Here is an 18,773-nt window from a genome sequence, read left to right on the forward strand (position 1 = left end):
GCCTCACTCCGTGCCGCGGGCGGCGATCAACGTGGCGAGCCGCAGGGCCGCCTCGCTCGCCGGCCGGTCCGTGCGGTGGATCGTCAGCGTCCAGCCCTGGCCGCGGGCGATGGACGCGAGCGCCGCCCGGTGCTCGGCGATCCGGGCGCGGTAGCGCGCGCCCCAGGCGTCGGCGTCGCCGATGTCGAGGCTGAGGCCGCCCTCGAGATCGTGCAGGACGGCCTGGCCGGTGAACGGGAAGGTCTCCTCGATCGGGTCCACCACCATGAGGAGGTGGCCGCGGCTGCCGCGGCCGGCGAGACCCTGCACCGCGGCGGCGATCCGGTCGGGCTCGGTGAGGAAGTCGCCGATCAGCACCACCTCGTCGAAGCGGGCGGGGCTGGCCCGGGGCGGCAGGTCCTGAGTCAGGCCCGCCTGGTCGGCCACGAGCGCCTGGGCCAAGCGCTCGACGATCCCGCGGGAGGCGCTCGCGCGGGTCAGCCCGAGCAGGCCCACCCGCTCGCCGCCCTCCACGAAGGCGTCGGCCAGGGCGAGGCCTAGGATCAGCGCCCGCTCGATCTTCGGGGCCGAGGCGAGGTCCGACACGAAGCCCATCGAGGCCGAGCGGTCGATCCACAGCCAGATGTTGTGGGCGGCCTCCCATTCGCGCTCGCGGACGTAGAGCCGGTCGTCGCGGGCCGAGCGGCGCCAGTCGACGCGGGCCGCGGCCTCGCCGGTGACGAAGGGGCGGAACTGCCAGAAGCTCTCGCCCGGCCCGGCGCGGCGGCGGCCGTGGAGGCCGTGGGCCAGCAGGCTCGACACGCGGCGCGCCTCCAGGACGAGGCGGGGCATCTTGTCGGAGAGGGCGGTCGCGCCCTCGCTCTCGCGCCGGCCGGGGGTGCGCCTGCCGGCGTCGAGGGCGTTCGTCGCGACCAAAGTCAGAGCTTCTCCGCGAGCTTGGCGATCAGGCCCTCGATGGTCTCGCCGTCGGCGCGGGCGGTGTAGCTCAGCGCCATCCGGTGCTTGAGCACCGGCTCGGCGAGCGCCTTCACGTCGGCCACCGACGGCGCGACCCGGCCCTCGATCAGCGCCCGGGCGCGGGCGGCGAGCGTCAGCGCCTGGCTGGCGCGGGGGCCGGGCCCCCAGAGGAGCTTGTCCTTCACGATGGCGTCGCCGCTGTCCGGCCGGGCGGCGCGCACGAGGTCGAGGATCGCCTCGACCACGGCCTCGCCCACCGGCAGCCGGCGCACGAGGCGCTGGGCGGTGAGCAGCTGCTCGGTGGACATCACGGCCCGCGGGCGCGCCTCGTCCACGCCGGTGGTCTCGATCAGGATCCGCCGCTCGGCGGCACGGTCCGGGTAGCCGACGTCGATCTCCAGGAGGAAGCGGTCGAGCTGCGCCTCGGGCAGGGGATAGGTGCCCTCCTGCTCGATCGGATTCTGGGTCGCCAGCACGTGGAACGGCCGCGGCAGGTCGTGGCGGGCGCCCGCCACCGAGACGTGGCCCTCCTGCATGGCCTGCAGCAGCGCCGACTGCGTGCGCGGGCTCGCCCGGTTGATCTCGTCGGCCATCAGGAGCTGGGTGAAGACCGGCCCCTGCACGAACCGGAAGGCCCGGCGGCGCTCGGCGTCCTCCTCCAGGATCTCGGTGCCGAGGATGTCGGAGGGCATCAGGTCGGGCGTGAACTGCACGCGCCGCGCGTCGAGGCCGAGCACGGTGCCGAGTGTCTCGACCAGCTTGGTCTTGGCGAGGCCCGGCAGGCCGACCAGCAGGCCGTGGCCGCCGGCCAGGATGGTCACGAGTGCGAGATCGACGACCTTCTCCTGCCCGAAGATCACCCCGTGAATCGCCTCCCGCGCCGCGCCGACCGCGGCGAGGCAGCTCTCCGCCGTCGCCACGATGCCGTCGTCCAGGGCGGTGGCCGGGCTGATCCCCTGCGTCATGCCGATATCCATCTCCTGCCCGGGCCCCGCGGGACCCGCCGGCCAATCCCGCGAGTGTGGGGCTTCAGGTGCCGGGCTGGCAAGGTCGGGATCGCCGCACGCTCGTTCGCGGCCGCGTTGGCGACGTCCGGCGCACGCGCCGAGGCCCGAGCCGCCCGCGATGGGTCGGCCGCCGATCCCGCCCCGCTCTTGGCGTCGGCGACCCGGACCTTTAGGAAGGCGCCCAAGCCGGGGCGATCCTCACCCGCGACCGCCGGACCGGCCGAACCCTCTGATGTCTCTCGCGGATCGCGGCGTGGGCAGCTTTGCGGGCTTCCCGCGTATCCGGACCTGACCATGCGCCTTCGTGATGTGTTCGTCGTCGGATCGTCGGAGAAGGCCGGCCTCGCCGGCGCGGCGCAGTCCCTCGCGCGCCCGCTGACCCGGCGCCTCAAGGGCCGCCGCCGCACCGAACCCCGCCAGGCGGACCTCGTCCGCGCGGTCAAGGAATCCGGCCTGTTCGACCCGGCCTGGTACGCGAGGCGCTACCCCGACGTGGTCGGCGAGGGGATCGATCCGGCGGTGCACTACGCGGTCCACGGCGGGCGCGAGGGGCGCTGGCCGCACCCGCTCTTCCACGGCGACCTCTACCTCGACTCCGTCCCGGGCCTCCGGGCCGAGGGCACCAACCCGCTGCTCCACTTCCTCGACCGCGGTGCCGCGGCGGGCATCCGCCCCAACCCGCTGTTCGACCCGGACTGGTACGCGACTCGCTACCTCGGCGGCGCGGAGCACCGCGCCCGGGCGTTCTCCGACTTCCTGTCGCGGGGCGACACCGACCCGTCGCCTCAGTTCGACACCGCCTGGTACCTGTCCCGCTACCCGGATGCCCGCGCGGCCGGCGGCAACGCGCTGAGCCACTTCTTCGAGACCGGCCGGAAGCAGGGCTACCTGCGCAACCCGGAGGAGTTCGCCGGCCTGTCGCGGCACGTCGACCTGATCCGGCGGTCGGGGCTCTTCGACGCCGCTTTCTACCGCGAGCGCTGCCCCGAGGCCGAGACCAGCGGGCTCGAGCCCCTGGAGCACTACGTGATGGCCGGCGGCTACCGCCGCTACGCGCCGCACCCGCTGTTCGATCCCGACTGGTACGCGGCCCAGTCCGCCGCGGTGCGGGCCGACAGCCTCAACCCGCTGGTCCATTACTTGGAGCACGGCGCCGCCGAGGGCCTCGACCCGGGGCCCTGGTTCGCCACGCGCTGGTACACCGAGACCTACCTTGAAGACGACGCGGCCGGGCAGAACCCGCTGGCGCATTTCCTCGCCGATGGCGGGCGCACGACGAGCCCGTCGCCGCGCTTCGACGCGCCCTGGTACCGCGCCCGCTACCCGAAGGTCGCGGCGCTCGGCCTCAACCCGCTGATCGACTACGTCACCACCGGCCTGGAGGCGGGCCGCCTGACCCGCCGCGTCCCCGGGGCCGCGGTGCCGGAAGCCTCCGACGCGCGCCTCTCCTGCCTGAAGCGCGAGCCCCGGCGGCACGGCCGCACGGCCCTGTTCATCACACACTGCCCCGAGGGGCGGATCCGCGGCCACGTCGAGCCCTACCTCAAGGCCTTCGCGGAGAACGGGACCGACCTCGTCCTGATCATCGCCGCCGACCAGCACAAGAACGCCGTGCCGCAGGCGATCCTGGATCTCTGCGCCTCGGTCTACCTGCGCGAGAACAGCGGCTTCGACTTCGCCGCCTGGGCGCATGTCCTCCTGGAGGACACCGACCTCCTCGATTCCGAGACGCTCTACCTCGCCAACGACAGCCTCGTCGGGCCCCTCGACCGCGACGACTTCGCCGGCCTGCTCGCCAAGATCGACGCCTTCCCAGAGGCGGTGATCGGCCTCGCCGACAATTTCTACTACAGCCACCACCTCCAGAGCTTCTTCCTGGCCCTGAAGCGGCGCTGCCTGTCCTCCTACGCCTTCAGCCACTTCCTCCTGTCGGTGGCGAACTGGCCGGACAAGAACGCGGTCATCACCGAGTACGAGCTGACCTTCTCGCAGCGGATGCGGGCGGCCGGGCTCGGGATGCGCAGCCTGTTCTCGGCCCAGAACAAGCACATGTCGCTGGTCAACGACCCGCGCAACAACCGCACCCTGTTCGACTGGGAGAACATGCTCAGCCAGGGCTTCCCGTTCGTGAAGCGCTCGCTGCTGGGCGAGCACGCCGCGATCGGCGGGGCGGCGGTGCGGGAGGCGATCGCCGAGCGCGGCTTCGACCTCGACCGGCTCGACGTGACCTACACGTATCCGGGCGCCAGGATCTGGGCCGACCTGCGCCGGCCCCGGGCGCCGGAGCGGCCGCAGCGCGTCGCCTACGTCTCGCCGATGAACTACGCCAACGGCCTCGGCGTCGCGGCCCGCAGCTACGCCCGCGCCCTGCATCGGACCCCCTTCGCGCTGAACGTCCACCCGATGGAGCGGCCGTTCCACGTCCACGCCCGGGTGGCGCCCGCGTGGCAGGCCCGGACCTTCTCGGGCCCCGCCGACGTCGCGCTGGTGCATTTCAACGGCGACAGCTGGCACTCGCTGATGAGTGACCGGCAGCGGGCGATCGCCGCAGAGGCGCGGCTGAAGATCGGGCTGTTCGTCTGGGAGACCTCGCACGTGCCCGGGGGCTGGCTGCCGACCGTCGACGGCCTCGACGCGATCTGGGCGCCCACGGAGTTCTGCGCGGCGATCTTCCGGCAGATCACCGACATCCCGGTCGACGTCGTTCCCTACGTGGTCGAGAACGAGGCCGGCGAGCCGGTGAGCGCTGCCGCCAAGGCGAACCTGCGCAAGGCCTTCGCGATCGACCCGTCCAAGCGGGTGATCCTCTACGCCTTCGACGGCTCCAGCTACCTCGCCCGCAAGAATCCGCACGCGCTGATCCGGGCCTTCCGGGCGGCGGGTCTCGGGCAGGCCGGCTGGCAGCTCGTGCTCAAGACCAAGCACGTGTTCGACCTGCCCGAGGAGGGCAAGAAGCTCCTCGACCTCGTGGGCACGTCCGGCGACGTCGTGGTGATCGACCAGCCGCTCTCTCAGAACGAGCTCGGCGCGCTGTTCGATCTCTGCGCGGTCTACGCGTCGTCGCACTCCTCGGAGGGCTTCGGCCTGACGATCGCCGAGGCGATGGAGATGGGCAAGGTCGTGGTCGCCACCGATTACGGCGGCTGCCGCGACTTCCTCGACGCCACCTGCGGCTTCCCCGTGAAGGCCGAGGTCACGGCCCTCGACCAGACCTACGGCCCGTACCTGCGCGGCGCCGAGTGGGGCCAGGTGGACGAGGCGGACCTCACCCGGGCCCTCAACGACGCGGCCCGGGCGGTGACCGGCGGCGACGCGGCCCGGATCGGCGCCGCCGCCCGGGCCCGCATCCGCGAGCGGCTATCCATCGGCGCGGTGGCGCGGGCCATGGAGGCGAGCCTGACCCGCCTCCTGGCCGCCGAACGGTCCTGAATCCCCGGAGACGCGACCCGTGTTGAAGAAGAAGCCGGTTCCGGCCCCGTCGGCCTCGTGGGGCACGCTCCCGTGGCCGGACGCGATCCTGCCGCTGCCCCTCGACGGGCAGTTCCGCCCCCTCGACGAGCGCCGGCTCGCCCAGGTCGCTTCCGGCCAGTTCCCCGCCTGCCGGGCGATCTTCGTCGCGCCCACGGCCTCCGAGCTGCGCCCCGACCTCGCGGCGCACCTGACGCGCGCGCTGGCGGAGCGGCCCGATATCGGCATCTTCTACGGCGACGACGCCGTGGTGGACGGCGCCGGCCAGGTCCGCAGTGTCCACTGCAAGCCGGCCTTCAACCCGGCCCTCCTGATGGCCGACGACTATATCGGCTTCCCGCTGCTGATCCGCGTCTCGGCCCTGGCCGGCCTGAGCCCCGATTTCGGCCTGCGCCACGGCAGCGCCGCGTGGTTCCGATTCCTGCTCGGCACGATCTCCGCGGGGATCGGCATCGACCGGATCCCCCAGACCCTGATCGCCTCGCCGCTGGAGCGCCCGAAGGCGACGCGCACGGCGCGCGCCCACGCCCTCGACCGCTGGTTCGAGACCTCCGGCATGCCCCTGCGCGCCGCCCCGGGGCTGAGCCCGGACACGCTGGAGATCCGCCGGAGCTTCGACGCGCGGCCGGCCGTGACCCTGGTCGTGCCGACCAACCAGAGCCGCTCGAAGGACGATCAGGGCCGCGCCGTCGAGGGCGCCAAGCCCCACGTGATCAACCTGCTCGACAGTCTCGGCCGCAGCACCTACCCGGCCGACCGGATCCGCGTGCTGATCGGCGACGACGTGGCCGACGACGCGATCTACCGCGGCCGCTCCGACCGCTTCACCGTGACCCGCCTGCTGACGACCCGGGCTCCGGGCGAGCGGTTCAACTACGCGGCCAAGATGAACACGCTCTGGCGCGCGGCCGAGACCGACCTCGTCATCCTGATGAACGACGACCTCGTCGTGCGCCGGCCCGGCTGGATCGAGGCGCTCCTGACCTTCGCGCTGGACCGCGGCGTCGGCGGCGCCGGCGGCCGGCTGCTGTTCCCCACGGGCAAGATCCAGCATGCCGGCATGACCGGCGGCATCTTCGACGTGTTCGCCCACCCCTGGTACAACCGGGACGCGGCGGAGCCGACCTACGGCGACTGGGCCCTGACGCAGCGCGACTGCTCGGCGGTGACCGGGGCGCTCTTCGCCACCCGCAAGGCGGTGCTGGAGGCGGTCAACGGCTTCGACGAGGGCTTCGCCCTCGACTTCAACGACGTCGACCTGTGCCTGAAAATGCGGCAGCTCGGCTACCGCATCGTCTACACGCCCTTCGCCGAGATGGCGCACCACGAGAGCGCCTCGCGGCAGACCAGCTTCGCGCCGGGCTCGCAGATCGCCCGCTTCCTGCGCCGCTGGGGCGACGTCATCGCGGAGGATCCGGCCTACAGCCCGCAGCTGCGCATCGACACCGACGTGGTTGCCCCGCGGGCCGACGCGACGCGCTGGATCGCCGAGCGCCGGGCGGACGCCGCCTGATCGGCCGGCGCGCCCGGGTTAAGCTAAACGCGCGAAGTTCGGCGTCGCGGGCTGGAACGGGGCAGTCCGAGCCTCTACCCATCATGGCGGATGCGCGGACGGAACCGTCCGCGCCGGGGTGGGGAGCCCAACGTGAAGAAGCCGCTCACCGCCGCCGCCCTCCTCGTCGGCCTCGCCCTGGTCGGCCTCGCGGCGGAGATCCGGCTGCACGAGCGGGGTCGTCCCGTCGCCAGCACGGCGGTCCGGTCGGGCGGCGGCGCCTTCGCCCCGGCGCCGATCCCGGCGGACTGGGTCGTCTCCGGCGACCCCGTCACCGAGGTCGCGGAGGTCTCGCAGACCCATGACGGCAGCGCGCAGGTCTACCTGTGGCGCACCACGGCCAGCACGTTCCGCTGGACCCACCACGCCGACGAGATCATCACCATCCTCGACGGCGAGGTCTTCGTCACCGACGCCGACGGCAGCCGCCACCACCTGACGCCGGGCGACGTGGCGCATTTCCCGGTCGGGTCCGTCCAGCTCTGGGAGGTGCCGAGGATGCTCCTGAAATCGGCGATCCTCAAGCACCGCAGCCCGACCCTGGTCGAGGCGTCCCTGCGGTGGCTGCGCCGGGCGCGGGCGCTCGTCGCCGGCTGAGGCGCGGGCGCTCGTCGCCGGCTGAGGCGCGGGCGCCGGCGGCGTCCGCCGCGCCGCGCCGACGAGGCGTAATCTAGGTTGAATCCCGCGATCCGGTGACACGGCTTGCTAAGGCTCGGCGCGGCATCATCGGCGCTCCGACGCCGCGAACCGACCCGATGCCCCCACCCCGCGACCTGCAGCTCGACGCCGCGCGCGGTCTCGCCGTGCTGCTGGTCCTCTCCGGCCACCTGCTGCAGCCTGTCTTCTACGGCCCGTCGGGGCCCGAGCCGGGGCCGGCCCTCGCGGTCTGGCGGGTCATCTACGCCTTCCACATGCCGTTCTTCTTCCTGCTCTGCGGGATGGTCGACCGGATCAAGGGCGAGGCGAGTCTCGGCGAAGCCTGCCGCTCCGCGCTGCGGCTCGTGGCGGTGACGCTGGCGTTCGGCACTCTCGCGCTGGTGCCCCAGGCCCTCGCCGGCACCCTGTCGCCCGGGGACGCGCTGGGCGACGCGCTGTGCGGCCGCGACTTCGGTCTGGGCGTGCTCTGGTTCCTGGTCGCCCTGGGGCTTGTGCGGGTGATCGACGCCGCCGCGCGCGCGGCGACCTTCCCGGGCGGCTACTGGATCGTTCTGGGCGGCGCCCTGGCCCTGTCGTGGACCTGCAGCGCGCGGGCGTTCCCGTACTGGCAGGTCCACGCGCTCGTGGGCGCCCTGCCGTTCTACGTCGCGGGCCTGAGGCTCGGGCCACGGGCGTTCGACGTGTCGGCGCCGCTCGGCGCCTGCGGCCTCGCGGTGCTCCTGCTCTGCGCGCCGCGGAACTTCGTCCACGTCGCGACCGGGCAGTACGGCGACCCGGCGCTGTTCGCCGTGACGGCCACGGCGGGCTCGGCGTTCGCGCTGGCGATCGTCGGCCGGCTGCGCGGCCCGTCGCGCGCCGCGGCCGGCCTGCTGGGGCGGGCGAACTTCGAACTCTACATCGTCAGCGGCGTCTTCCTCCTCCTGGCGCCGCACTGGCCCGCCTGGGACCGGTGGGACGGCCTGGTGCTGCTCGCCGCAATCGGCCTGCCCCTGCACCTGATCGCGGCCCGCGGGCTGCGCGGGCCGATCCGGGCCGTCCGCGCGGCCGCCGACAGTGTTGTCGACGGCTTGGTCGACGGGCTCGCCGGCCGCCGGCGTCGCGCGCGGCCGGGCTTGTCCGGGGCGGATCCTTAAGACTTGTGCGGGACGATCCGCCGGCATTCCGGCCGCAAGACCTTCGATGACAGCGCCACACGCCAGGGGCCCCGATGTTCGCTGAGCGCCCGCGCGGCGGCGTCGGCGCGTGGCCCCTCATCGCCGCCACGCTGGTCGCCACGATCGTCTGGATGGCGGTCGCCGGGCTGCACTTCGCCTGGGACAGCGCCCTCGTCACCCTCGCGGCCTGCGGCGGACTCGAGGCCCTGGCGCGGGTCTACCGCACGCGCCGCCCCGAGCCGCGCATCGCCGCGACGCTGAGCGCGCTGGCGCAGGTCATCGCCTTCAGCGCCTGCGCGGCCGCGCTGTCGTACACCGTCGCGAGCACCGGCGGCCCGCTCTGGGATTCGACCTTCGACGCTTGGGACCGGCGGCTCGGACTGGACTGGCGCGCCTACCTCGCCTTCGTGGACGGACATCCGCGGCTCGGGCTGGCGCTCTCGCTGGCCTACCGGAGCCTGATCCTGCAGACCATGCTGGTGGTCATCCTGCTGGGCTTCAGCGGCCGGCTGCGGGCCTTGCGGGACTTCGTCCTGGCCTTCGCCCTCGCCGGCACGGTGACGGTCCTGATCTCGGCACTGACGCCGGCCCTGGCCAACTTCGTGTTCCTGGACCTGTCCCCGGCGGACTTCCCCAACCTGCACCCGGCCGCGTCCTACGTCCACGTCGCGGACCTGACCGGCCTGCGCGACGGCACGCTCCGGACGATCTCCCTCGACCACGTCGAGGGCATCATCACGTTCCCGAGCTTCCACGCGGCGCTGGGGGCCCTCTACATCTGGGCCTTCTGGCACCTGCGCGCGGCCCGGATCCCGGCCCTCCTAGTCAACGTCCTCCTCATCGCCGCGACGCCGATCGACGGCGGCCACTACTTCGTCGACGTGATCGCCGGGCTGGTCATCGCCGTCCTGGCGATCTGCGCCGCGCGGGCGCTCGGGCGGCGGCGGCGGGCCGCGGACGCGCTCCGCCCCGGAGCGCCGGAGGGCGGACCCGCGCCGGGACGGGCCTGACGTCGGCGTCTCAGAGCGCCTCGCCCCGCATCAGCCGGGGCCGCGAGTCGCGCGCGGCCGCGGCCTCGCCGATGAAGAAGCGCTTGAGCCCCGGCAGCCGGTCCACGATCCCGAGGCCGAGGTCGCGGGCGAGCCGCAGCGGCAGGGCGTCGTTCGAGAACAGCCGGTTCAGCCCGTCGGTCGCCGCCGCCATGGCGAAGCTGTCGAAGCGCCGGGCGCGCTCGTAGGCGCGCAGCACGTCGGGGCTGCCGGGGTCGAGGCCGAGGCGCAGCGCGCCGGTCACGGATTCGGCCAGCGCCGCGGCGTCCGCGAGCCCGAGATTGAGGCCCTGGCCGGCGATCGGGTGGATCATGTGCGCCGCGTCGCCCAGCAGGGCGAGGCGCTCGGCGCGGAAGGCGCGGGCGATGCCGAAGGCGAGGGGGTGACGGCTGGGGCCGTGCTCCAGCGCGAGCGCGCCGAGATCCAGGGTGAACCGGCGCTCGATCTCGGCGAGCACCTCGTCGGGGCCGCCGGAGAGCAGGGCCTCGGCGTCGTCCGACCGCTCTGTCCAGACGATGGAGGAGCGGTGCCCCAGGGGGCCGCCGTCCCGCAGCGGCAGGATCGCGAACGGGCCCGCGGGCAGGAAGTGCTCGAAGGCGCGGCCTTCGTGCGGCCGGGCGTGGCCGATCGTCGCCACGATCCCGACCTGCGGGTAGGACCAGCCGACCCAGCCGATCCGTGCCGCCTCGCGCAGCCGCGAGCGCGCGCCGTCGGCGGCCACCAGCAGGTCGCCCCGCAGGGTCTCGCCGGTGGTGAGCGCCGCGCGGATCGCGGCCCCCTCCGGCACCGCGCGCACGACCCCGGCGGCGACGATCGCGACCCCCGCCGCCCGGCAGGCCTCCGCGAGGGCCGCGGCGAGCGGCTCGGCCTCGATCATGTGGGCGAAGGGCTCGCCGTCGTCGCGCTCCGCGTCCGCCTCGCGGCCGAAGGTCAGGAAGACCGGCCGCACCGGGTCGGCGAGGCGGCTGTCGCTGATCACCATCTCGCCGATCGGCTCGGCCGCGTCGGCGACCCGGGCCCACAGGCCGAGGCGCTCCAGCATGCGCCGCCCGCCCGCCGCGAGGGCGTAGGCGCGGCCGCGATGCCGGGCGGGGTCGGCGGCGCCCGGGTCGATCACCGTCACGGCCAGCGCCGGCCCGTGGGCCTGCTTCAGGGCGAGGGCCAGGGCGAGGCTGGGCAGGCCGCCGCCGGCGATCAGGAGGCTGCGGCTGCCGGGGCGAGGCGTCTCGGCCGTCATCGGGGCGGATCTCCTAGGGGTCCCGCGCGGGACGCGTGGATTGGTTCGTCCGAAAAGCCTATGTCGCACGCGGGCAACGAACGGAAACCCCGCGGGTCATGACCGACGCCAACACCGACGCGATGACGGACGCCGTCGCCGAGCTGATCGCCATCCTCGACCTGGAGCGCCTGGAGGTCGACCTGTTCCGCGGCCAGAACCCTAAGACAGGCTGGCGGCGCGTCTTCGGCGGGCAGGTGGTGGCGCAGGCCCTGGTCGCCGCGACCCGGACGGTGCCCGACGACCGTCCCGCCCACTCCCTCCACGCCTACTTCATGCTGCCCGGCGACCCGCGCACGCCCATCGTCTACGAGGTCGAGCGGATCCGGGACGGGCGGAGCTTCACGACCCGCCGGGTCAAGGCGATCCAGCACGGGCGCGCGATCTTCGCCACGACGGTCTCCTATCAGGTCGTCGAGGAGGGGCTCACGCACCAGCCGGCGATGCCGGCGGTGGCCGGGCCCGAGGGGCTCCTCGACGGCAAGGCCCTGGCGGCGGCCGGCGGCACCGGGATGCCGGAGGCGATCGCCGCCTATTTCGGCCGCGAGCGGCCGATCGCGCTGCGGCCGGTCGATCTGAACCGCTACCTGCCCGCCGGCGCGGGCGGCCGGGCGCCGGACCCGATCTTCAATGTCTGGCTGCGCGCGGCCTCGGCGCTGCCGGAGGATCCGGCGCTGCACCGGGCCGTGCTGGCCTACGCGTCCGACATGACCCTGCTCGACGTCTCGCTGATCCCGCACGCGCGCTCGGTGTTCGACCCGACGATCCAGGCGGCGAGCCTCGACCACGCGCTCTGGTTCCACCGGCCCGTGAAGATCGACGACTGGCTGCTCTACGCCCAGGACAGCCCGGTCGCGGGCGGCGCCCGCGGTTTCGCCCGGGGCCAGATCTTCGACCGGGCCGGCAACCTCGTAGCGTCGGTGGCGCAGGAGGGGCTGATCCGCCCGACGCGGGATTAAATCGCGTTGCCGCGCGTGTGTTGCCAGCAGGCAACGGGGCGAGATGCACGGAATTGGGCAGATTGCCTCGTCTTTGTGCGGCAGCGCGACCGGTCCTGCCCGCGATCTGGCCGCATCGGGCTAATCGATGGGCAAAATGGCGACCGGCCAAAATGTTCCCGGCCAAGCTTGTCTGGCATAGTCCTTGAATAGCGGCCTTCGACCGCGGGTCATCCCGAGCCTGCGGACGGTCCGGGTCGGCTCGTCCCGCAGGTCGGGTGACGGCAACGGTTCCCGAGGACTTCGAAGGGGGCGTCGCCCATGAAAATCGTGATGGCCATCATCAAGCCGTTCAAGCTCGAGGAGGTGCGCGACGCGCTCACCGGAATCGGCGTGCACGGCCTGACGGTGACGGAGGTGAAGGGTTATGGCCGCCAGAAGGGCCACACCGAGATCTACCGCGGCGCGGAATACGCCGTCAGCTTCCTGCCGAAGCTGAAGATCGAGGTCGCCGTCGCCTCGGACCTGACGTCCAGCGTGATCGACGCCATCGCGGGGGCCGCGCGGACCGGCCAGATCGGCGACGGCAAGATCTTCGTGATGCCGCTGGAGAAGGCGGTGCGCATCCGGACCGGCGAGACCGACGCCGACGCCCTCTGATCCGCGGCCCGGTGCGCCCGGGCCCGCCGATCCCCAGACCTCCTGAAACACTACGGACTTGAGACCGGGAGCCACGTGCCCATGAAACTTCGTCATGCCCTCATGCTCGGCTTGGGAGGGGCGGCGATCGCCGCCCTCCTGATCGAGCCGTCCCTCGCGCAGACCCCGACACCGGAAGCCGCCTCGCCGCCGCCCTCGCCGATCCCCAACAAGGGCGACACGGCCTGGATGCTGATCTCGTCGGCCCTGGTGCTGATGATGAGCATCCCGGGCCTCGCGCTGTTCTACGGCGGCCTCGTGCGCACCAAGAACATGCTGTCGGTGCTGACCCAGGTGTTCGCGATCGTGTCGATCGTCGGCCTGCTCTGGGTGTTCTACGGCTACAGCCTCGCCTTCACCAGCGGCGGCGGCCTCAACGACTTCGTCGGCGGCCTCTCGAAGGCCTTCCTGAAGGGCGTCGACGCGAACTCGACGGTCGCGACCTTCTCGAACGGCGTCGTGATCCCGGAATACGCCTATCTGTGCTTCCAGATGACGTTCGCCATGATCACGCCCGCGCTGATCGTCGGCGCCTTCGCCGAGCGGATGAAGTTCTCCGCGCTGGTGGTGTTCACGATCCTCTGGGTCACGATCATCTACTTCCCGATGGCCCACATGGTCTGGTACTGGGCCGGCCCGGACGCCGTCGGCAACGCCGCGAAGGCGCTGGCCGCCGCCACCGACGACGCCTCGAAGGCGACCGCCCAGGCGGCCCTCGACGCGGTCAACAAGGATGCCGGCTTCCTCTTCCAGAAGGGCGCCCTCGACTTCGCGGGCGGCACGGTCGTGCACATCAACGCGGGCATCGCCGGCTTCGTCGGCTGCCTGATCATGGGCAAGCGCATCGGCTACGGCCGCGACCTGCTCGCCCCGCACTCCCTGACCATGACGATGATCGGCGCCTCGCTGCTGTGGGTCGGCTGGTTCGGCTTCAACGCCGGCTCGAACCTCGAGTCCAACGGCACCGCCGCCCTCGCGATGCTCAACACCTTCGTGGCGACCTGCGGCGCCGCGGTGGCGTGGCTGTTCGCCGAGTGGGCCCTCAAGGGCAAGCCGTCCCTGCTCGGCATGCTGTCGGGCGCGGTCGCCGGCCTCGTCGCGGTCACCCCGGCCTCCGGCTTCGCCGGCCCGATGGGCTCGATCGTGCTCGGCCTCGTCGCCGGCGTGGTCTGCTTCGTGATGTGCTCCACCGTGAAGAACGCGCTGGGCTACGACGACTCGCTGGACGTCTTCGGCGTCCACTGCATCGGCGGCATCCTGGGCGCGCTGGCGACCGGCATCCTGGTCGACCCGAACCTCGGCGGCGTCGGCATCCCCGACTACACCTCGAAGCCGGGCGAGCTCGCCGTTGGTGCCTACGACATGATGAGCCAGCTCATCGTCCAGGCGGAGGCGGTCGGCCTGACCCTGCTGTGGTCGGGCATCGGCTCGGCGATCCTCTACAAGCTCGTCGACGTGACGATCGGCCTGCGCGTCACGCAGGAAGAGGAGCGCGAGGGCCTCGACATCGCCGATCACGGCGAGCGCGCCTACAACTACTGAGACGGACGGCGCGGCCCCGCGGGGCCGCGTCTCCCGAACGAGAAAACCCCGGCTCCGCGAGGACCGGGGTTTTCCGTTGCGTCAGGCCGTCATCGCGAGCGCAGCGAAGCGACCCAGGGCAGCGCTGCGGTCGGAATCGGAGCGAAGCCCTGGATTGCTTCGCTCCGCTCGCAAAGACGATGCGGGGCGGCGATCGGGCATCGACCCCGAAGTATTTACGCCGCCCGCGTCAGCGCCGCCTTCTCCTCCGCGAAAGCCCAGTCGAGCCAGGGCGTCAGCGCTTCCAGATCCGAGGTCTCCACGGTGGCACCGCACCAGATCCGCAGGCCCGCCGGGGCGTCGCGGTAGGCGCCGATGTCGAGGGCGACACCCTCGCGGTCGAGGCGCTCGACGATCCCCGCCGCGAAGGCCGAGACCGCCGCGTCGCCGCGGGCGAGCACGTCCGGATCGGCGATCACGAGGCAGACGCCCGTGTTCGAGTAGGTCGCGGGATCGGCGGCCAGCGGCGCGATCCAGGGCGTGCGCGCGACCCAGTCGTAGACGACCTTCGCGTTGGCGTCGGCCCGCGCGTGCAGCGCCTTCAGGCCACCGATCCGCTCGGCCCAGTCCAGGGTGTCGAGGTAGTCCTCGACGGCCAGCATCGAGGGCGTGTTGATCGTGTCGCCCTTGAAGATGCCCTCGATCAGCTTGCCGTCCTTGGTGAGGCGGAAGATCTTCGGCAGCGGCCAGGACGGCGTGTGGCTCTCCAGCCGCGCCACGGCGCGGGGCGAGAGGATCAGCATGCCGTGCGCCGCCTCGCCGCCCATCACCTTCTGCCAGGAGAAGGTCACGACATCGAGCTTGTCCCAGGGCAGGGGTTGGGCGAAGGCCGCCGAGGTCGCGTCGCAGATCGTCAGGCCCTCGCGGTCGGCCGCGATCCAGTCGCCGTCCGGCACCTTCACGCCGGCCGCAGTGCCGTTCCAGGTGAAGACCACGTCGCTGTTCTTCGTGTCGATCGCCGCGAGGTCCGGCAGGATCCCGTAGGGCGTCTGGTGAATGCGCGGCGCGATCTTGAGCTGCTTCAGCGCGTCCGTGACCCACTCCTTGCCGAACGCCTCCCAGGCGGCGACCTCGACGGGCTTCGGCCCGAGCATCGTCCACATCGCCATCTCGACGGCGCCGGTGTCGGAGGCCGGCACGATGCCGATCCGGTAGTCGAACGGCACCTGCAGGACCGTGCGGGTCAGGTCGATCGCCCGGCCGAGCTTGGCCTTGCCGAAGGGGGAGCGGTGCGACCGGCCGAGGGCGGCGTCGGCCAGCGCGGCCGGGGTCCAGCCGGGGCGCTTGGCGCAGGGGCCGGAGGAGAAGTGGGGCACGCGCGGGCGCTGCGTGGGGCGGCTGGTCATGGCGGATCCATCCTTGCAGAGGGCCGCGCTCCCGGGGGAGGCACGTCCCGGCTCGCGCATGCGCCGAAACCGGCCGGCTTGCAAGCGCCCGTCCCGGCGGCAGTCTTCGCGGCGCTGCCCCCGGTCGGGACACGACCCCGGGCGGCGGGGAACAGTCGATTAATCCCGGCCCGTTAGCCTTAATGAGGTGCCGCGTAGCGTTTGAGGTGCGCCGATGACTTTCCACAGCGCCGCGATATTGGCGATCTGGTCCGTTCTACTCTTGGTTATTGGGGCCTTAATTCCCCGCCTCCTGCAGGCGAGCCGGACACCGCGGCTGGTGCCGCAGCCGCTGCGGCTCGACCCGCCGGATTACGACCGCGACGGCCCGGTGATCGACCTCGAGCCGGCCTGACCGGGGCTGCCCCCGGGGCGCAGGTCCGGGCGCCGCTCGGCGGTGATCCGCTCGGCCTCCGCCCGCCGCCAGCGGGCGATGGCGGCGTGGTTGCCGCCGGAGAGGACCTCCGGGATCGCGCGGCCCTCCCAATCGCGGGGGCGCGTGTAGTGCGGGTACTCGAGGAGCCCGCCCTCGAAGCTCTCCTCGACGCCGGATTCCACCTTGCCCATCACGCCGGGCAGGAGGCGCACGCAGGCGTCCAGAACCACCAGCGCGGCGATCTCGCCGCCGGACAGCACGTAGTCGCCGATCGAAACCTCCTCCAAGCCGCGCCCGGCGATGACGCGCTCGTCGACGCCCTCGAAGCGGCCGCAGACGATCAGCGCGCCCGGTCCCGCCGCGAGGTCGCGCACGCGGGCCTGGGTGAGCGGCCGGCCGCGGGGCGACATCAGCAGGCGCGGGCGCGGGTCGTCGGCCCCGGTCGCGGCGTCGTAAGTCGCGGCGTCGATGGCGGCACCGAGCACGTCGCAGCGCAGGACCATCCCGGCCCCGCCGCCGGCCGGCGTGTCGTCCACCGAGCGGTGGCGGCCGAGGCCGTGCGCGCGGATGTTGCGGGCCTCCAGGGTCCAGTCGCCCCGCGCCAAAGCGTCGCCCGACAGGGACACGCCCAGCGGGCCCGGGAACATCTCCGGGTAGAGGGTGAGGATCGTGGCCCGCCAGGGCGTGTCCGCGCGCGTCATGGCGCTTGATGGCGCGCGGGGTGCGGCACGGTCAACGGGCCCGGCACCGTCGGCGCGCCCCGCGGGTTGTCGGCCATGATCCGCGCCCTCGCCCTCCTCGCGGCCGCAGCCGCCACCGCTGCCCTGGCCGGCCCGGCCCGCGCCGCCGAGCCGCTGGCGCCCCCGGGCGCGCCCGCCGCCGCCTTCCCCAGGCCCGACCGGCCCGTGGCCGAGATCGTCGCGCCGCGCTGGTCCTCGGAGGCCGAGCGCGACAGGGCGGGCGAGTTCGAGCAGGTGGCCGAGGGGATGGGCATCGCGCCCGGCGAGACGGTGGCGGATATCGGCGCCGGCAGCGGCTACTACGCGGTGCGGTTGAGCCCCCGGGTCGGGCCGCGGGGCCGCGTGCTCGCCGAGGACGTGACGCCGTCCTACCTGGCGGCCTTAGAGAAGCGGGTGAAGGCGCTCGGGAACGTCACGGTCGTGCGCGGCGAGCCGCACGACCCGCGCCTGCCCCCGGCCTCGGTGGACGCGGCGATCCTCGTCCACATGTACCACGAGATCACCCAGCCCTTCGGCCTGCTCCACAACCTCGCCGCCGCGATGCGTCCGGGCGGCCGGGTCGGGATCGTCGATGCCGACGCGATCCCGTCGCGGCACGGCACGCCGCCGGCGCTCCTGCGCTGCGAGCTCGCCGCCGCGGGCTACCGCGAGACCGGCTTCCGGCCGCTCGCGGATGGGGCCTACCTGGCAATCTTCGCGGCCCCCGCCCCGGAGGCGCGCCCGCGGCCGGAGACGGTCCGGCCCTGCCGCGACGACGCGACGGCGCGGTAGCGGCGCCTCAGGAGCGCCAGCGCAGCTCGCGGCGCTCCAGCGGGTTGACGAACGGGCGCCCGTCGCGGGCCGATTCCAGGGCCTCGCGCTTCAGCCGGAAATACCATTGCGAGGGCAGGTCGCCCTGGCCGAACAGCACCATGGTGGGCTTGCGGTCGAGCCCGTCCTGCGCGTGCTGGAGCACCTGCTGGTCCTGGGTCAGGAACTGCCGCATCAGCGGGCGCGCGACCGGCCGGAGCAGGTTCAGGGCCGGTACGCTCCAGTAGAGGGCGTTGGTGAGCAGCGTCCGGTCCGGCGTCAGCGGCGTCGCGAAGGTGTAGTTCGCCACCCGCTTCTCCCCCGCGCGGATGCGCTCCAGCCGCACGCCGGGCAGGCGGAACTCGATCTCGACCTCGGGGATGCCGCCGAGCAGGCGGTAGACCGGCGCGCTCGTCGTGGTCGCGTGGCTCGTCATCACGAAGCCGTGCGGCACCGGCTGGAAGGTCTTCACCTTCTCGCGGAGCTGCTTTGAGGGCCGGAACCACCACGAATCGTGGACGAAGGCGACGTGCCCGGGATCGACGAGGCTCAGCGTCGTCAGGTCGAAGGAGGCCTCGACCTCCAGCTCGACCACGAGAGAGCCGGCCGGCTCGAACTCCAGCGCCGGCACCTCCGGCACCGCGCCGGCGGCGGGGCCGAGATGCGGGTTGACCCAGAGGAAGCCGGCGCTCTCCCGGACGGGGAAGCGCTGCACCTGGATGCGCGAGAAGTCGGCGGCGTCGTGCTCCGACAGGGTCGGGACGTCGCGGCAGCGCCCGTCGGTGCCGAAGCGCCAGCCGTGGAACGGGCACATCAGGGTGTCGCCGTCGAAGCGGCCCTTCGACAGGGCCATGCCGCGGTGGGGGCAGCGGTCGCGCAGCGCGAAGGGCGCGCCGTCGGGGGCGCGGCCCAGGACGATCTGCTCGCCGTTCAGCGCCACAGCCCGCAGGGCCGACCGGCCGCCCACCCTGCCGAGGCTCCGGGACTGCCCGACGCAGTACCACGCGTTGCCGAGAGGCTGGCGCATCGCGTCGGGATCGAGCGCGGCCTCGTCGGCGGGGCGCGGCGGGTTGGCGAAGGGCGCGTTCAAGGCGGTTCGGGCAGACCTCGGGGCGCCCGTCATACGCCCGGCCGCCGGGACGGGG

15 protein-coding genes are annotated in these 18,773 nt (G+C 73.2%); 9 read left to right on the plus strand and 6 right to left on the minus strand.

Annotation, left to right across the window (positions count from 1 at the left end):
* Positions 1-3: 3 nt before the first annotated feature.
* Both BM419_RS08575 and BM419_RS08580 read right to left on the minus strand, forming a co-directional pair.
* Positions 4-915, minus strand: coding sequence for a DUF58 domain-containing protein (locus BM419_RS08575; protein WP_091926183.1), 912 nt, complete (start codon positions 913-915; stop codon positions 4-6).
* A 2-nt stretch (positions 916-917) separates the two neighbouring features.
* The gene (locus BM419_RS08580; protein ID WP_091926269.1) at positions 918-1,922 is read right to left on the minus strand and encodes an AAA family ATPase; all 1,005 of its coding nucleotides are present in this window, start codon (positions 1,920-1,922) and stop codon (positions 918-920) included.
* A 336-nt stretch (positions 1,923-2,258) separates the two neighbouring features.
* Between BM419_RS08580 and BM419_RS08585 the strand changes: the two genes are divergently transcribed.
* The 5 genes from BM419_RS08585 to BM419_RS08605 all read left to right on the plus strand — a co-directional run bounded on the left by BM419_RS08585 (position 2,259) and on the right by BM419_RS08605 (position 9,805).
* Positions 2,259-5,393 (plus strand): rhamnan synthesis F family protein, encoded by a 3,135-nt coding sequence (locus tag BM419_RS08585; protein WP_091926184.1) that lies wholly within the window; start codon positions 2,259-2,261, stop codon positions 5,391-5,393.
* 19 nt (positions 5,394-5,412) lie between these two features.
* Complete coding sequence (locus tag BM419_RS08590; protein ID WP_091926186.1) at positions 5,413-6,945, plus strand: glycosyltransferase family 2 protein; 1,533 nt, start codon at positions 5,413-5,415, stop codon at positions 6,943-6,945.
* Between the two features lie 132 nt (positions 6,946-7,077).
* Positions 7,078-7,581, plus strand: a complete 504-nt coding sequence (locus BM419_RS08595; protein ID WP_091926188.1) for a cupin domain-containing protein — start codon at positions 7,078-7,080, stop codon at positions 7,579-7,581.
* A 158-nt stretch (positions 7,582-7,739) separates the two neighbouring features.
* On the plus strand, positions 7,740-8,774 hold the full coding sequence (locus tag BM419_RS08600; RefSeq protein WP_091926189.1) for an acyltransferase family protein: 1,035 nt from the start codon (positions 7,740-7,742) through the stop codon (positions 8,772-8,774).
* Between the two features lie 74 nt (positions 8,775-8,848).
* The gene (locus tag BM419_RS08605; RefSeq protein WP_091926191.1) at positions 8,849-9,805 is read left to right on the plus strand and encodes a phosphatase PAP2 family protein; all 957 of its coding nucleotides are present in this window, start codon (positions 8,849-8,851) and stop codon (positions 9,803-9,805) included.
* 10 nt (positions 9,806-9,815) lie between these two features.
* Here the strand turns inward: BM419_RS08605 and BM419_RS08610 are convergent, their stop codons facing one another.
* Positions 9,816-11,081, minus strand: a complete 1,266-nt coding sequence (locus tag BM419_RS08610) for an FAD-dependent monooxygenase (RefSeq protein WP_091926192.1) — start codon at positions 11,079-11,081, stop codon at positions 9,816-9,818.
* Between the two features lie 98 nt (positions 11,082-11,179).
* Between BM419_RS08610 and tesB the strand changes: the two genes are divergently transcribed.
* From tesB to BM419_RS08625, 3 genes are all read left to right on the plus strand, one after another.
* Entirely contained in the window at positions 11,180-12,079 is a 900-nt protein-coding gene (gene tesB, locus BM419_RS08615) for an acyl-CoA thioesterase II (protein ID WP_091926193.1), read from the plus strand.
* Positions 12,080-12,379: 300 nt separating this feature from the next.
* On the plus strand, positions 12,380-12,718 hold the full coding sequence (locus BM419_RS08620; RefSeq protein ID WP_010683623.1) for a P-II family nitrogen regulator: 339 nt from the start codon (positions 12,380-12,382) through the stop codon (positions 12,716-12,718).
* Between the two features lie 81 nt (positions 12,719-12,799).
* Entirely contained in the window at positions 12,800-14,299 is a 1,500-nt protein-coding gene (locus BM419_RS08625) for an ammonium transporter (RefSeq protein ID WP_091679542.1), read from the plus strand.
* A gap of 215 nt (positions 14,300-14,514) precedes the next feature.
* On the opposite strand, the gene BM419_RS08630 is transcribed toward BM419_RS08625, so the two are convergent.
* The gene (locus BM419_RS08630) at positions 14,515-15,684 is read right to left on the minus strand and encodes a phosphoserine transaminase (protein ID WP_091926194.1); all 1,170 of its coding nucleotides are present in this window, start codon (positions 15,682-15,684) and stop codon (positions 14,515-14,517) included.
* A 351-nt stretch (positions 15,685-16,035) separates the two neighbouring features.
* Complete coding sequence (gene trmD / locus BM419_RS08640; protein ID WP_091926196.1) at positions 16,036-16,800, minus strand: tRNA (guanosine(37)-N1)-methyltransferase TrmD; 765 nt, start codon at positions 16,798-16,800, stop codon at positions 16,036-16,038.
* A 75-nt stretch (positions 16,801-16,875) separates the two neighbouring features.
* Between trmD and BM419_RS08645 the strand changes: the two genes are divergently transcribed.
* The gene (locus BM419_RS08645) at positions 16,876-17,610 is read left to right on the plus strand and encodes a class I SAM-dependent methyltransferase (protein WP_091926197.1); all 735 of its coding nucleotides are present in this window, start codon (positions 16,876-16,878) and stop codon (positions 17,608-17,610) included.
* A 7-nt stretch (positions 17,611-17,617) separates the two neighbouring features.
* On the opposite strand, the gene BM419_RS08650 is transcribed toward BM419_RS08645, so the two are convergent.
* Entirely contained in the window at positions 17,618-18,751 is a 1,134-nt protein-coding gene (locus BM419_RS08650) for an aromatic ring-hydroxylating oxygenase subunit alpha (protein ID WP_091926198.1), read from the minus strand.
* Positions 18,752-18,773: the final 22 nt, after the last annotated feature.

Source organism: Methylobacterium sp. yr668, assembly GCF_900116245.1.
Classification (GTDB): domain Bacteria; phylum Pseudomonadota; class Alphaproteobacteria; order Rhizobiales; family Beijerinckiaceae; genus Methylobacterium.

What these genes read in the sequence shown, in the direction of transcription:
- BM419_RS08580 (WP_091926269.1), bottom strand. Translation starts at nt 1,922, where the DNA reads ATGACGCAGGGGATCAGCCCGGCCACCGCCCTGGACGACGGCATCGTG.
- BM419_RS08585 (WP_091926184.1), top strand. Translation starts at nt 2,259, where the DNA reads ATGCGCCTTCGTGATGTGTTCGTCGTCGGATCGTCGGAGAAGGCCGGC.
- BM419_RS08600 (WP_091926189.1), top strand. Translation starts at nt 7,740, where the DNA reads ATGCCCCCACCCCGCGACCTGCAGCTCGACGCCGCGCGCGGTCTCGCC.
- BM419_RS08605 (WP_091926191.1), top strand. Translation starts at nt 8,849, where the DNA reads ATGTTCGCTGAGCGCCCGCGCGGCGGCGTCGGCGCGTGGCCCCTCATC.
- BM419_RS08610 (WP_091926192.1), bottom strand. Translation starts at nt 11,081, where the DNA reads ATGACGGCCGAGACGCCTCGCCCCGGCAGCCGCAGCCTCCTGATCGCC.
- tesB (WP_091926193.1), top strand. Translation starts at nt 11,180, where the DNA reads ATGACCGACGCCAACACCGACGCGATGACGGACGCCGTCGCCGAGCTG.
- BM419_RS08620 (WP_010683623.1), top strand. Translation starts at nt 12,380, where the DNA reads ATGAAAATCGTGATGGCCATCATCAAGCCGTTCAAGCTCGAGGAGGTG.
- BM419_RS08625 (WP_091679542.1), top strand. Translation starts at nt 12,800, where the DNA reads ATGAAACTTCGTCATGCCCTCATGCTCGGCTTGGGAGGGGCGGCGATC.
- BM419_RS08630 (WP_091926194.1), bottom strand. Translation starts at nt 15,684, where the DNA reads ATGACCAGCCGCCCCACGCAGCGCCCGCGCGTGCCCCACTTCTCCTCC.
- trmD (WP_091926196.1), bottom strand. Translation starts at nt 16,800, where the DNA reads ATGACGCGCGCGGACACGCCCTGGCGGGCCACGATCCTCACCCTCTAC.
- BM419_RS08645 (WP_091926197.1), top strand. Translation starts at nt 16,876, where the DNA reads ATGATCCGCGCCCTCGCCCTCCTCGCGGCCGCAGCCGCCACCGCTGCC.
- BM419_RS08650 (WP_091926198.1), bottom strand. Translation starts at nt 18,751, where the DNA reads ATGACGGGCGCCCCGAGGTCTGCCCGAACCGCCTTGAACGCGCCCTTC.